Annotated in this window: 11 protein-coding genes, 2 tRNA genes, 1 other RNA gene and 1 pseudogene; 10 read left to right on the top strand and 5 right to left on the bottom strand. The window is 70.6% G+C overall.

The genetic code is table 11. The features are described from left to right. Positions 1 to 7: 7 nt before the first annotated feature. Positions 8 to 589 (top strand): annotated as a pseudogene (locus ACYQ0U_RS21980) (recombinase family protein); the annotation flags it as partial. An 850-nt stretch (positions 590 to 1439) separates the two neighbouring features. On the opposite strand, the gene ACYQ0U_RS21975 reads toward ACYQ0U_RS21980, so the two are convergent. After that, positions 1440 to 1527, bottom strand: a tRNA-Ser gene (locus ACYQ0U_RS21975). 90 nt (positions 1528 to 1617) lie between these two features. Between ACYQ0U_RS21975 and ffs the strand changes: the two genes are divergently transcribed. From ffs to ACYQ0U_RS21940, 7 genes are all read left to right on the top strand, one after another. Further along, positions 1618 to 1708: signal recognition particle sRNA small type (gene ffs / locus ACYQ0U_RS21970), an RNA gene on the top strand. A 168-nt stretch (positions 1709 to 1876) separates the two neighbouring features. After that, complete coding sequence (locus ACYQ0U_RS21965) at positions 1877 to 3826, top strand: DNA polymerase III subunit gamma and tau (RefSeq protein ID WP_459976023.1); 1950 nt, start codon at positions 1877 to 1879, stop codon at positions 3824 to 3826. A 31-nt stretch (positions 3827 to 3857) separates the two neighbouring features. Continuing rightward, on the top strand, positions 3858 to 4235 hold the full coding sequence (locus ACYQ0U_RS21960; RefSeq protein ID WP_459976022.1) for a YbaB/EbfC family nucleoid-associated protein: 378 nt from the start codon (positions 3858 to 3860) through the stop codon (positions 4233 to 4235). A gap of 9 nt (positions 4236 to 4244) precedes the next feature. Next, entirely contained in the window at positions 4245 to 4844 is a 600-nt protein-coding gene (gene recR, locus ACYQ0U_RS21955) for a recombination mediator RecR (RefSeq protein WP_459976021.1), read from the top strand. Then, a complete protein-coding gene (locus ACYQ0U_RS21950) occupies positions 4837 to 5430 on the top strand; it encodes a DUF5063 domain-containing protein (protein ID WP_459976020.1) in 594 nt (197 codons plus the stop codon). The genes recR and ACYQ0U_RS21950 overlap by 8 nt, the downstream gene beginning before the upstream one ends. A gap of 44 nt (positions 5431 to 5474) precedes the next feature. Next, complete coding sequence (locus ACYQ0U_RS21945) at positions 5475 to 6749, top strand: aspartate kinase (protein ID WP_459976019.1); 1275 nt, start codon at positions 5475 to 5477, stop codon at positions 6747 to 6749. 52 nt (positions 6750 to 6801) lie between these two features. Then, positions 6802 to 7836 carry an aspartate-semialdehyde dehydrogenase gene (locus tag ACYQ0U_RS21940; protein WP_459976018.1) on the top strand — a complete coding sequence of 345 codons (1035 nt, stop codon included), beginning with the start codon at positions 6802 to 6804 and terminating at the stop codon, positions 7834 to 7836. Between the two features lie 17 nt (positions 7837 to 7853). Here the strand turns inward: ACYQ0U_RS21940 and ACYQ0U_RS21935 are convergent, their stop codons facing one another. The 3 genes from ACYQ0U_RS21935 to ACYQ0U_RS21925 form a co-directional block, all read right to left on the bottom strand. Next, complete coding sequence (locus ACYQ0U_RS21935) at positions 7854 to 8447, bottom strand: hypothetical protein (protein WP_459976017.1); 594 nt, start codon at positions 8445 to 8447, stop codon at positions 7854 to 7856. 80 nt (positions 8448 to 8527) lie between these two features. Then, a tRNA-Pro gene (locus tag ACYQ0U_RS21930) sits at positions 8528 to 8601 on the bottom strand. 64 nt (positions 8602 to 8665) lie between these two features. Next, positions 8666 to 9520 (bottom strand): metallophosphoesterase, encoded by an 855-nt coding sequence (locus tag ACYQ0U_RS21925; RefSeq protein WP_459976024.1) that lies wholly within the window; start codon positions 9518 to 9520, stop codon positions 8666 to 8668. Between the two features lie 194 nt (positions 9521 to 9714). Between ACYQ0U_RS21925 and ACYQ0U_RS21920 the strand changes: the two genes are divergently transcribed. Beyond that, positions 9715 to 10173 (top strand): GatB/YqeY domain-containing protein, encoded by a 459-nt coding sequence (locus ACYQ0U_RS21920; protein WP_459976016.1) that lies wholly within the window; start codon positions 9715 to 9717, stop codon positions 10171 to 10173. Positions 10174 to 10176: 3 nt separating this feature from the next. On the opposite strand, the gene ACYQ0U_RS21915 is transcribed toward ACYQ0U_RS21920, so the two are convergent. Continuing rightward, entirely contained in the window at positions 10177 to 12591 is a 2415-nt protein-coding gene (locus ACYQ0U_RS21915; protein WP_459976015.1) for a penicillin-binding protein, read from the bottom strand. A gap of 197 nt (positions 12592 to 12788) precedes the next feature. Here ACYQ0U_RS21915 and ACYQ0U_RS21910 point away from each other — a divergent pair, with 197 nt between their 5' ends. Continuing rightward, complete coding sequence (locus ACYQ0U_RS21910; protein ID WP_459976014.1) at positions 12789 to 13085, top strand: WhiB family transcriptional regulator; 297 nt, start codon at positions 12789 to 12791, stop codon at positions 13083 to 13085. Positions 13086 to 13155: the final 70 nt, after the last annotated feature.

Genomic DNA, 13155 nt, shown 5'->3' with positions numbered 1-13155 from the left:
CAACGTGATGGTGTACCAACTGTCCCGCCTCAACAGGAACCGCATCGACGACGCCCTCGTCATGCTCCAGATGGACGCCGCCGGCGTCACCCTGATCTCCGCGACCGAGAACATCGACGACTCCCCGGCCGGGCAGATGACCCGCGGCATCCTGGCAGCGATCAACCAGTACCGCTCTGCCTCCGAGGGCGAAGACATCGCCCGCAAGCTCGCCCACAAGGCCAAGCTCGGCGGCACGATCGGACGAGCGCCACTCGGCTACCTCAATGTCAAGGAAGACTTCGAAGGTCGCATGGTCAGCGCCGTCAGCCTCGACGAGGTCCGCGCACCACTCGTCCAGCAAGCCTTCGAGCTCTACGCCACCGGCAACTACTCCGTGAAACGACTCGAACGGACCATGTCTGACCGAGGCCTCCGCGCCCGCCCCAACCGACGTCACCCCGATGCCAAGACCGTCACCGACAGCACCTGGCACCGCATCCTGACCGACCCGTACTACATCGGGCTCGTCCGCTACAAGGACGAACTCTTCAAGGGACGACACCAGCCCCTGATCTCACAGGAGCTATTCGCCCTCGTCCAGGAGATCTACCAAGAGCGCTCAGCGCCCACTCGACGCGACCGCACCCACTTCCACTACCTGAAGAAGCAGCTTTACTGCGACCGATGCGCCAAGGCCGGGCGCATCAACAAGCTCGTCTACAGCATCAATCGGGGACGAGGCGGCGAGTACGAGTACTTCGTCTGCCTCGGACGCCAAAGCGGAGCCTGCGACCTGCCATACCTCCCGGTAGTCCTCGTCGAGGACTACGTCGTGCGCCACTACGCGAGCATCGAACTCCCCGACGACTTCATCGCCACCGTGACAGGCTGCATGCAAGAAGCGCTCGACGATGAGCAAGCCACCCTCCGCGACCTGAACGCAACCCTGGAGAAGCGACTCACGGAACTCGACAACCGCGAAGAGCGGCTGATCGATCTGGCTGAAGCCGGCCTCCCGCAGCAGAAGATCCGCGAACGACTCACCAGACTCCGCGAAGACCGCGCCCGGATCGAAGCCGACCGCGACAAGGGCGGCGCAGCCCTCGCAGCCGGCGCCAAGTCACTCGGTGACGCGATGCAACTGATCCGCGATGTCGCAGCCCTGTACCGCGAGGCCACCGACCAAGCCCGCAGCCACCTCAACGACGCCTTCTTTAAGAAGCTCTACGTCGACGAGAACGGCGTCCAAGACGACGAACTGCACGAACCGGTCAAGGGGATCCTCGAAGCCGCGCGCCTCGACGACACCCCGGAGACCCGGGCGGGCGTGCACGAAAACAGCGCCCCGGGCCGACGTAGCGATTCCGCTACGCAGGCCCGAGGCGCTGCTCCTACTCTCAGCGACTTCCTTGTCTCCCTGAGGGGTAACACCCTCGGGGGTTCAAGTAAGACGCTTCTGGCGGAGGTAGGGGGATTCGAACCCCCGAGGGCGTTAACCCAACCCGCTTTCCAAGCGAGCGCCATAGGCCACTAGGCGATACCTCCGCGGAGGAATGTACCGGTCGGCCTCGGACGCCGCGAAATCGGCCGGGGCGGCTTTTGATGCCCCGGCCGCCGCTCACTACACTCGGGGCCAACCCCCCGTGTGGCGGCACCTCGCCCAACTCCCCCAGGGCCGGAAGGCAGCAAGGGTAAGCGAGCTCTGCCGGGTGCGCGGGGGGCCTTTTCATGCCCGGGCGCAGCCCCGGGCCGAGCCCTGCCTCTCCTTGTAACGCCGGGTTGTTCGCTCCTCCCACGATCGTGCAACCCCGTGGGAGGAGCAGGTAACCCGGCGTTACAAGGATCGGAGCCCCGCGCGCTACCGGCTGTCGGACCCGGTGGTTAGGGTTCATGCGTGGAGTCACCCCTCGCGCTGTACCGCCGCTACCGGCCGGAGACGTTCGCCGAGGTCATCGGTCAGGACCACGTCACGTCCCCGCTGCGGTCCGCGCTCGCGAACAACCGGGTCAACCACGCCTACCTGTTCTCCGGGCCCCGCGGGTGCGGCAAGACGACCAGCGCGCGGATCCTCGCGCGGGCGCTGAACTGCGAGCAGGCGCCGATCGCCGACCCGTGCGGGGAGTGCGAGAGCTGCCGCGACCTGGCCCGGGGTGGCCCGGGTTCCATCGACGTGATCGAGATCGACGCGGCGTCCCACGGTGGCGTCGACGACGCGCGTGACCTGCGGGAGAAGGCGTTCTTCGCCCCGGTGAAGAGCCGCTACAAGGTCTACATCATCGACGAGGCCCACATGGTGACGACGCAGGGCTTCAACGCCCTGCTCAAGCTCGTCGAGGAGCCGCCGCCGCACCTGCGGTTCATCTTCGCGACCACGGAGCCCGAGAAGGTGCTGCCGACGATCCGGTCGCGCACCCACCACTACCCGTTCCGGCTGATCCCGCCGCGGCTGCTGTCGTCCTACCTCTCCGAGCTCTGCGAGAAGGAGGGCGTCCAGATCGAGCCGGCCGCGCTGCCGCTCGTCGTCCGCGCCGGAGCGGGCTCGGCCCGCGACACCCTCAGCGTGCTCGACCAGCTGCTCGGCGGCGCCGGCCCCGAGGGCGTCACGCACGAGCTAGCGACGGGTCTGCTGGGCTACACCCCCGACACGCTGCTCGACGAGGTCGTCGACGCGTTCGCGGCCGGCGACGGCTCTGCGGTCTTCGGTGTCGTCGACAAGGTGATCGAGACCGGGCAGGACCCGCGCCGCTTCACCGAGGACCTGCTGCGCCGGCTCCGCGACCTCGTGATCGTCGCCGCGGTGCCCGACGCCCCGGCCACCGGCCTCATCGACGTCTCCGAGGACCAGGGCGAGCGCCTGGTCGCCCAGGCGGCTCGCTTCGGCGCGGCCGAGCTGAGCCGCGCCGCCGACATCACCGCGGTCGGCCTCACCGAGATGCGCGGCGCCACCGCGCCCCGCCTCCTCCTCGAGCTCCTCTGCGCCCGCATCCTCCTGCCCGGCGCCGACCACGGGACCGAAGGCGTGCTGGCCCGACTCGACCGGCTCGAGAAGCGCCTCACGATCAGCGGTACGCCGAGCACGCCGGCGCCGACCCCCGCGGCCGCGCCCGCGCAGGACCGCCCGGCCCCGCCGCCGGCGCGACCGGCCGCGCCCGAGCCGGAGCCCGAGCAGCCCCCGGTCGTGGTGCAGGCCCCGCCGGAGGTCGCCCCGGAGCCGACCCCGGAGCCGGCCCCCGAGCCGGCCCCCGAGCCGGCCCCGGAGCCGACGCCCGCCCCCACCGGCGGGCTGTCGCTCGTCGACGTCCGCCGGCTGTGGCCCGACATCGTCGAGGCGACCAAGCTGCGCCGCCGGCTGGCCTGGATGCACCTCACCCAGAACTGCCAGGTGGTGGGCGTCGACGGCAACACGCTGACGCTCGGCTTCGCCAACTCCGGCGCGCGCGACTCGTTCGTGGCCGGCGGCTGCGACGAGGTGCTCCGCCAGGCCGCGATCGACGTGGTCGGCGCGGACTGGAAGATCGACACCATCGTCGACCCCGGGGCGCAGGCCGAGGGCACGCCCACGGTCACCCGGGCCGCCGTGCCCGAGTCGGCCCCGCAGTCGGCCCCGCAGCCGCCGCCGGAGCGCGAGGCGCCGAAGCCGGACGTCACCGCCGCCGCACGCGAGGCGATCCAGCAGACCCGCTCGGCCGACGCCCCCAAGCCGGAGTCCGGCCCCGACTGGGCCGCGGCCGACGCCGAGGCGCACCCCGAGGACGTCGACGCCGAGCACCAGGGCATGAGCACCGCGGAGCTCCTCCAGCGCGAGCTCGGCGCCCAGATGATCGAAGAGATCCGCCACCAGTGACCACCAGCGACCACCAGCGAGAGGTGACCCCATGAGCCAGAACCCCTTCGATGCCCTCGGCGGCGGAGGCTTCGACATGAACGCCCTGCTCCAGCAGGCGCAGCAGATGCAGCAGCAGCTCGAGCAGGCCCAGCAGCAGCTCGCCGAGACCGTGGTCGACGGCACCGTCGCCGGCGGCGCGGTCACCGTCAAGGTCAACGGGGTGGGCGAGCTCGTCGGCGTCGAGATCAAGGCCGGCGGCTTCGACGGCAGCGAGCCCGACGACCTCGCGGACCTCGGTGACATGATCGTGGCGGCGTACCGCGACGCGAAGGCCCAGGCCGACGCGCTCGCCGGCGAGGCGCTCGGCCCGCTCGCGGGCGGCGGTGGGCAGGACATGCCGGGGCTGCCCGGACAGCTCGGCTTCTAGGACCGCAACTTGTACGAAGGCGTCGTCCAGGACCTGATCGACGAGCTCGGCCGGCTGCCGGGCGTCGGTCCCAAGAGCGCGCAGCGGATCGCGTTCCACCTCCTGCAGGCCGACCCGACCGACGTGCGGCGCCTCGCGGACGTGCTCATCGAGGTCAAGGCCAAGGTGAAGTTCTGCTCCATCTGCTTCAACGTCTCCGAGGACGAGCAGTGCCGCATCTGCCGCGACCCGCGGCGCGACCCGGCGGTGCTGTGCGTGGTCGAGGAGTACAAGGACGTCGTCGCGATCGAGCGGACCCGCGAGTTCCGCGGCCGCTACCACGTGCTCGGCGGCGCGATCTCGCCGATCGACGGCATCGGGCCCGACCAGCTGCGCATCCGCGAGCTGATGGTGCGCCTGGCCGACGGCACCATCACCGAGACGATCCTGGCCACCGACCCGAACCTCGAGGGCGAGGCGACTGCGACGTACCTCACGCGGATGCTCAAGCCGCTCGGCTTGCGCGTGACGCGTCTGGCGAGTGGACTGCCCGTAGGTGGCGACCTGGAGTACGCCGACGAGGTGACCCTGGGTCGCGCGTTCGCAGGAAGGCGTTCCGCAGATGACTGAGACCCCGATCGACCACGAGACCGAGGACTTCGCCCAGCAGATCGCCGACCAGGTCGAGAGCTTCCTGGTGGCGCTGCGGGAGATCGCGCGCGAGAACGACGGCGGGCGGGCCATCTCGCTGCTGCTGCTCGAGATCAGCCAGGTGCTGCTCGCGGGCGCCCGGCTGGGCGCGCAGCGCGACTTCACCCCGCGGGCGGAGTACCAGCCCGACGTCGGCCCCGAGCCCGACCTCGACGCGATGCGGCTGCGGCTCGCCGACATGCTCGGGCCGGTGGACCCGTACGCCTACGTGTTCGACCCCTACGTGCCCGAGATGGTGATCGGCCGGCTCTCCGACGACCTCAGCAGCATCGCCACCGACCTCGAGAACGGACTGCGCCACTACCGGCTCGGCAACGTCGAGGAGGCGCTGTGGTGGTGGCAGTTCTCCTACGTGTCCTCGTGGGGCAACCTCGCCGGCGTCGCGCTCAACGCGCTGCTCTCGGTCGTGGCCCACGACCGCCTCGACGCCGACATCAGCGGCGAGGACGAGCTGCTCGAGGTCGCCGATGAGATGCTCGACGGGAACACGCCCGCCCCTCGGTAGAATTGGCGGCTGGCAACCACCAGTCGATCGAGTAGGGACCAACCGTGGGCATTGTCGTGCAGAAGTACGGCGGGTCGTCCGTCGCCGACGCCGCCGGCATCAAGCGGGTGGCCCAGCGCATCGTGAACACGCGCAAGGCGGGCAACGACGTCGTCGTCGTGGTCTCCGCCATGGGCGACACGACCGACGACCTGCGTGACCTAGCCGAGCAGGTGACGCCGCTGCCGCCGCCGCGCGAGCTCGACATGCTGCTCACCGCGGGCGAGCGCATCTCGATGGCGCTGGTCGCGATGGCGATCGCCCAGCTCGGCCACAAGGCGCAGTCGTTCACCGGCTCCCAGGCCGGCGTGATCACCGACTCCGCCCACGGCAAGGCCAAGATCATCGACATCACGCCCGGCCGGATCGAGGCGGCCATCCAGGGCGGCGCGATCGCGATCGTCGCCGGGTTCCAGGGCGTCTCGCAGGACACCAAGGACATCACGACGCTCGGCCGGGGAGCCTCCGACACCACGGCGGTCGCGCTGGCCGCGGCCCTCGGCGCCGACGTCTGCGAGATCTACAGCGACGTCGACGGCGTCTTCACCGCCGACCCCCGGATCGTCCCGGCGGCCCGCAAGCTCGACAAGGTCTCCACCGAGGAGATGCTCGAGATGGCGGCCTCCGGCGCCAAGATCCTCCACCTGCGGTGCGTCGAGTACGCCCGCCGGTACACCATGCCGATCCACGTGCGGTCCTCCTTCTCGCAGAAGGAGGGCACCTGGGTCATCCCGGACAGCCAGGCAGGAGACCACGACATGGAGCAGGCGATCATCGCCGGCGTCGCCCACGACCGGAGCGAGGCCAAGATCACGGTCGTCGGGGTGCCCGACAAGGTGGGCGAGGCCGCCCGCATCTTCGAGGCCCTCGCGGCCACCGAGGTCAACATCGACATGGTCGTCCAGAACGTCTCGGCCGCGGCCACGGGTCGCACCGACATCTCGTTCACGCTGCCCCGCGCGGACGGCCAGACCGCGATGGGCGCGCTCGCGCGGATCCAGGACGAGGTCGGCTACGACACGCTCCTGTACAACGACCGGATCGGCAAGGTCTCGCTCATCGGTGCCGGCATGCGCTCGCATCCCGGCGTCACCGCGACGTTCTTCGCGGCCCTGGCCTCCGCCGGCGTCAACATCGAGATGATCTCCACCTCGGAGATCCGCATCTCGGTGATCGTCGACGAGTCGCAGGTCGACGACGCCGTCCGCGCCACCCACACCGCGTTCGACCTGGACGCCACCGAGGTCGAGGCGGTCGTGTACGGCGGGACCGGCCGATAACCCCCACCCGCTCCTCCGCCAACAACGTGGCGGGGACCCCGAAGGAGAGAACATGAGCGCCCGGACCCTCAACGTCGGCGTCGTCGGCGCCACCGGCCAGGTCGGCGTCGCCATGCGCCAGATCCTCGAGCAGCGGCAGTTCCCGGTCGGGGACGTGCGCTTCTTCGCCTCCGCCCGCTCCGCGGGCACGGTGCTGCCCTTCGCCGGGCGCGAGATCGTGGTCGAGGACGCCTCGACCGCCGACCCGAGCGGCCTGGACGTCGCGCTGTTCTCCGCCGGCGCGACGACCTCGAAGGCGCTCGCCCAGAAGTTCGCCGACGCCGGTGTGATCGTCGTCGACAACTCCAGCGCCTTCCGCAAGGACCCCGACATCCCGCTGGTCGTGGCCGAGGTCAACCCCGAGGCCGCCGGCGCGGTGCTCGAGGCCGGCCGCGGGATCATCGCCAACCCGAACTGCACCACGATGGCGTTCATGCCGGTTCTCAAGCCGCTGCACGAAGAGGCCGGGCTGGTCCGGCTGATCGCATCGTCGTACCAGGCCGTCTCCGGCTCCGGCGTCGCCGGCGTCGAGGAGCTGGCGACGCAGGTCGCGGCGGCCGGCGACAAGGCCACCGAGCTTGCCTACGACGGCGAGGCGGTGACCTTCCCGGAGCCGGTGAAGTACGCCCGGACCATCGCCTACAACGTGCTCCCGATGGCGGGCGCGATCGTCGACGACGGCCAGTTCGAGACCGACGAGGAGCAGAAGCTCCGCAACGAGTCCCGCAAGATCCTCGGCATCCCCGACCTGCGGGTGTCCGGCACCTGCGTCCGGGTGCCGGTGTTCACGGGGCACTCGCTGTCGCTCAACGTCGAGTTCGCCCGCCCGCTCTCGGTCGCCCGTGCGGTCGAGCTGCTCGGCGACGCTCCGGGCGTGGAGCTGACCGACATCCCGAACCCGCTGCAGGCGGCCGGCAAGGACCCGTCCTACGTGGGCCGGATCCGCCAGGACGGCGAGCACGGCCTCGCGCTGTTCGTGTCGAACGACAACCTGCGCAAGGGCGCGGCGCTCAACACCGTGCAGATCGCGGAGCTGCTGGTCCGCTAGTCGCCGCCCCGGCCCACCTAGTCGCGGGGCACCTCGACGAACGTCCGCGTCACCCAGTGGGCGACGGCGTACGTCGCCGCGCACAGCAGCGGGATCACCAGGACCATCGAGCGGTCCATGAGGTGGTCGACGAGGACGAGCAGCGCCGCCACCATGGCCAGGCCGACCGCGAGGAAGCTGGTCGTCGCCGGGTCGGGGACGCGGAGCAGCCGCAGCAGCAGCCACCCGACCACGACCATCACCGCCAGCATCAGCCCGAGCAGCGGGTAGCCGGCGTCGCCGCACGACGAGGTGCCCCGCAGGCCCTCGCAGGAGCGCAGGGCGGCCCAGGTCAGCCCGCAGAGGCCGAGGCCGACGACGAGGCCGGTGACGACCGCGGCGGGCATGCCGCCGGGGCCGCGCTCCGGGCGGACCCGGATCACCCTGCGCGCGGGCTTCGGCTCAGGAGCCGGCTCGGTCTCCGGCTCCGGCTCCTCGACGACGATCGGACGCGTCTCCTCGACGACCGGCTCCGGCATGGGGGTGGGTTCGGGCGCGGGACGCTGCTTGCGCCGTCGCAGGCTGAGCTTCGGGAGCTCGAGCGACGGCTGGTCCTTCTCGGGCTCCGCCATGGAGGCAGTGTGCCACTCGAGTGGCTCCGGGAACGGCGCAGGGCCCGGATCCGCACGCGGATCCGGGCCCTGGAGAGGCGTCGGGCTGACAGGATTTGAACCTGCGGCCTCCTCGTCCCGAACGAGGCGCGCTACCAAGCTGCGCCACAGCCCGATCAGCTCACCGGAGCGAGCCGTGAGAAACCATACCCGAGCACCTCAGGCGTCCTGAAATCGGTTCATCGTTCGGTCGCCACCAGCGTCAGCAGGGTCGCCTCGGGACGGCACGCGACCCGGATCCGGGCGTACGGACTGGTGCCGATCCCGGCCGACACATGCAGCCACGACGAGCCCGGGTCGCCGGGCCGCGAGCTCGGCGGGTGGCGGTGCAGGCCCTTCGCGCGGGCGGGCTCCAGGTCGCAGTTGGTGGTGAGGGCACCGGCGCCCGGCAGGCACACCTGGCCGCCGTGGGTGTGGCCGGCCAGCACGGCGTCGTACCCGTCGGCCGCGAACTGGTCGAGCACCCGCAGGTACGGCGCATGCGCGACCCCGAGCCGCAGGTCGGCGTCCGGGTCGGCCGGTCCCGCCACCTCGTCGAGGCGGTCGTAGCCCAGGTGCGGATCGTCGACACCCGCGAAGGCGATCCGCAGGTCGCGCACCTTCAGCGCCGCGCGCCGGTTCGTCAGGTCGGTCCAGCCGAAGCGCGTCTCGAACTCGGTGCGGAGCTCGCGCCAGGGCAGCGGGGGGACGTCGGTGTGCCGCTTGCCGTCGTCGGGCAGCAGGTACTTCACCGGGTTCCGCAGCGTCGGCGAGAAGTAGTCGTTGGAGCCGAAGACGAACGCACCCGGCACGTCGAGCAGGCCGCCGAGGCAGTCGAGGAGCACCGGCACCGAGTCGCGGTGCGACAGGTTGTCACCGGTGTTGACCACGAGGTCGGGCTGCAGGCCGGCCAGCTCGCGGAGCCACGCCTGCTTGCGGTGCTGCCCGGGTGTCAGGTGGATGTCGCTCAGGTGCAGGACCCGCACGTGGAGGCTGCCCGGCGGCAGCACCGGCACCGTGACCCGGCGCAGCGTGTAGGCCCGCGCCTCCGCCATCGCGTAGGCCGTGAGCCCCGCGCCGGCGGCGAGGGCTCCGAGGGCTCCGCGAACGAGGAGGCCACGGGCGACGGCGGGGAGGCTCACGCCCGCAAGGCTGCCACAATGGCCAACATGAGCGAGCGAAGCGAGCGAGTCATTCAGCGCAGCGCGACCTGTGCCTCATGCGCGCACGGAGCGAAGCGAGTACGCGCATGAGTGTTCTCAAGGACAAGCTGCGCGCCGACCTCACGACCGCCATCAAGGCGCGCGACGAGGTCCGCTCCTCGACGCTGCGCATGGTGCTCACCGCGATCACCAACGCCGAGGTCGCCGGCAAGGAGGCCAAGGAGCTCAGCGACGACGACGTGATCACCGTGCTGTCCTCGGAGGCCAAGAAGCGCCGCGAGGCCGCGACCGCGTTCGCCGAGGGCGGGCGCACCGAGATGGCCGAGAAGGAGACCGCGGAGGCCGCGATCCTCGCCGACTACCTCCCCACGCAGCTGAGCGAGGAGGAGATCGCCGCCATCGTCACCGCCGCCGTCGAGCAGACCGGTGCGGCCGGCGAGGGCATGAAGGCGATGGGCAAGGTCATGGGCGTCGTCCAGCCCCAGGTCAAGGGGCGGGCCGACGGGGGAGCCGTCGCCGCGGAGGTACGCCGCCAGCTCGGGTGAGGCTCAGCGTCCGCCGCCGGGCCCGTTCCCACCCGGCCCGCCGCCGTTCCCGCCGCGCGGGCCGTTGCCGCCACCGTTGCCGCCACCACCGTTGTTGCTCGGCGGGGGCGGCGGGGCGACGCCGGTGGACTCGTAGACGGTGATGACCGAGCCGGCCGGGGCGTACGAGCCGCCCGACGGCGAGGTGTAGGCGACCGTGCCGGCGGTGTTGCCGGAGGCGGCGGTACCACCGTCGATGGCGAGGAAGCCCGCGCCCTCCAGCGTCTCGATGGCCTGCTCGACCGACATGCCCGACGTGCTCGGGACCAGCGTCGACGCGCCGCTGGCGGCGATCGACGTCGGCGCCACGAACTGGCCGCCGGAGAAGGTCCCCTGGATCGCCTGCATCGCCGCGGCCCACATCGGCCCGGCGAAGCCCGAGCCGGAGACCGCGTAGATGTAGGTGCCGCCGATGGTCTGGCCGGCCAGCGGGATCGGCCGCTGCCCGTCCTTGCTCGCACCGGCGATCATCGCGGCCGTCGCGAGGTCGGTCGTGTAGCCGACGTACCAGACGGACTTGCCGTCCTGGGTGGTGCCCGTCTTGCCGGCCGAGTCGACGGGAAGGCCGGTGCCACCGTTGTCGTAGCCGAAGCCGCCGGGCTCCTGGACGCCGCGGAGGACGTCGTTGACCGCGTCGGCGGTGTTCTGCTTGAGCACCTGGCTGCACTGAGAGCCGTACCGCTTGAGCTGGCTGCCGTTCGCGTCGTCGATCGCGGTGACCGGGAAGGAGCTGCAGTGCAGGCCGCGGGCGGCGAACGTCGCGTACGCCTCGGCCATCTCCAGCGGGCTGGCGTTGGCGATGCCGAGGGTGAAGGTCGGCACCCGCTCGGCGCCGAAGCCGTTCTCGTCGCCGGTGGGGTCGGTGAGGTCGACGCCCATCCGCTTGGCGATCTTGTAGGGCTCGCAGACGCCGGTGGCCTTCTCGAGGAGTGCGTAGTAGGTGTTCACCGACTCCTGGGTGCCGCGGTACATGTCCATCGATCCCGACGTCGTCGAGCTGGCGACGTCCCACGTGCCGACGAAGTTGCCCGCGTCCGGGCAGTTCTCGAACTCCGACTGGTCGATGCTCATCGACTGCGGCGCGTTGAACGTGGTCGTGAGCGGGAAGCCCTTCTCGATCGCGGCCGCGAGCACGAAGGCCTTGAACGTCGACCCGGCCTGGAAGCCGGCGGAGTCGCCGTAGCGGGTCGGGACGGTGTAGTTGAGGTAGGTCTCGCCGGCGGCCTCGCTGCGGCCCATCGGGCGGGACTGCGCCAGCGCGCGGACCTGGCCGGTGCCTGGCTCGACCATGGCGAGCGCGCCCACGGCCTGGTCCTGCTTGTCCACGCTGCTCCGGACCGCGTTGTCCGCGGCCTCCTGGTAGTCCGCGTTGAGCGTGGTGCGGATGGTCAGCCCGCCGGACTTGAGCAGCTGCCTGCGCTCCTGGACCGTCTCGCCGAGCTCGGGGTCGGTGAGCAGCCAGTTGATGGCGTAGTCGCAGAAGAACGGGGCGCTGGAGTAGAGGCAGCCGTTCTTGGCCGGCACGATGCGCAGGCCGAGCTTCATCTCCCTGGTCTTCTCCGCCTTCTCGCGCGAGATGACGTTGAGCTGGGCCATCCGGTCGAGCACGACGTTGCGGCGCTCCCGGGCCTTGTCGGGCGAGTTGGTCGGGTCGAAGTTCGTGGGGTTCTGCACCAGGCCGGCCAGCATCGCCGACTCGCGCAGGTTCAGCTGCTTGGCGTTCTTGTTGAAGTAGTGGCGCGCGGCCGACTGCACGCCGTACGTGCCGTCGCCGAAGTAGGCGATGTTGAGGTACCGCTCGAGGATCCAGTCCTTGGTGTGGTGCTGCTCGAACGCGATCGCGTAGCGCAGCTCCTTGAGCTTGCGGGCGTAGGTGTCCTCGCTCGCCTCGGCGCGCTCCTCCTTGGTGCGGGCCTGCGATTGGAGGGTCATCTTCACCATCTGCTGCGTGATCGACGAGCCACCCTGGACCACGCCGGAGTTGGCCTGGTTGGTGATGAACGCGCGCAGCGTGCCCTTGAGATCGAGCGCGCCGTGCTCGTAGAAGCGGTAGTCCTCGATCGCGACGATCGCCTTGACCATGGTTCGCGAGACCTGGGAGAGCGAGACGTTGACGCGGTTCTCGTCGTACAGCGTCGCGATCGTGTTGCCCTCGGCGTCGAGCAGCGTGGTCTTCTGCGGCAGCGGGTCGGTCTCGAGCTCCGCGGGGAGGTTGTCCATCGCGGCGGAGACCTGGCGGGCGCCCACGCCGAGCACGCCGACGAACGGGATGGCGAGGCCGGCGACGACGACGCCCATCACGGCGGCGACGACCAGCATGACCCCGAGATGGGACGCCACGCGGCCGGCGGACGGGCGGTCGCTGCGGGGCTCGGACATGCTCCCCAGCGTACGGGAGCGGCGACACCCCGACCTATTCGTAGTCAGAAGTAACTAGTCAATTCGGACTATACGGATTGGGTCGGATGTGTCTGCCCAGAGGCTGAATGATTCCTTAACTTCTTTACCGAGGGGATTCATCCCGGGTAGGCGTCATGGGGACGCCGCCTATCTCGGACTTGATGTGGGGACATCACATGTGGGTTGAGGATTGGGCGCCTGCGGCTGCATGCCGCGAATCGCACCCTGACCAGCTGTTCGTGCGTGGCGCGGAACAGAACAAGGCCAAGCAGCTGTGCGCGGGCTGTCCCGTGCGCACCGAGTGCCTCGCGGAGGCGCTCGACAACCAGATCGAGTGGGGCGTCTGGGGCGGCATGACGGAGCGGGAGCGCCGCGCGCTGCTGCGCCGCCGCCCGAACGCCTCCTGGCGCTCGGTCCTGGAGACCGCTCGCGACCAGGGCGCGCCGGTGACGGCGACGACCGTCTCGGTCTGACCTGAGCGGCTGACCTGACCGGCTGACCTGACAGGCTAGTGTCCTGAGTCAAAAGTTCACCTACAGCGGA

The organism is Nocardioides pyridinolyticus, from assembly GCF_054653575.1.
Note: the sequence above shows the minus strand (reverse complement) of the source record. Positions and strands in the feature narration are given on the sequence as shown.

Bases quoted from the DNA above. Each gene is read 5' to 3' on its own strand.
- ACYQ0U_RS21910 (WP_459976014.1), top strand. From the start codon at position 12,789: ATGTGGGTTGAGGATTGGGCGCCTGCGGCTGCATGCCGCGAATCGCAC.
- ACYQ0U_RS21960 (WP_459976022.1), top strand. From the start codon at position 3,858: ATGAGCCAGAACCCCTTCGATGCCCTCGGCGGCGGAGGCTTCGACATG.
- ACYQ0U_RS21915 (WP_459976015.1), bottom strand. From the start codon at position 12,591: ATGTCCGAGCCCCGCAGCGACCGCCCGTCCGCCGGCCGCGTGGCGTCC.
- ACYQ0U_RS21935 (WP_459976017.1), bottom strand. From the start codon at position 8,447: ATGGCGGAGCCCGAGAAGGACCAGCCGTCGCTCGAGCTCCCGAAGCTC.
- ACYQ0U_RS21950 (WP_459976020.1), top strand. From the start codon at position 4,837: ATGACTGAGACCCCGATCGACCACGAGACCGAGGACTTCGCCCAGCAG.
- ACYQ0U_RS21940 (WP_459976018.1), top strand. From the start codon at position 6,802: ATGAGCGCCCGGACCCTCAACGTCGGCGTCGTCGGCGCCACCGGCCAG.
- ACYQ0U_RS21925 (WP_459976024.1), bottom strand. From the start codon at position 9,520: ATGGCGGAGGCGCGGGCCTACACGCTGCGCCGGGTCACGGTGCCGGTG.
- ACYQ0U_RS21920 (WP_459976016.1), top strand. From the start codon at position 9,715: ATGAGTGTTCTCAAGGACAAGCTGCGCGCCGACCTCACGACCGCCATC.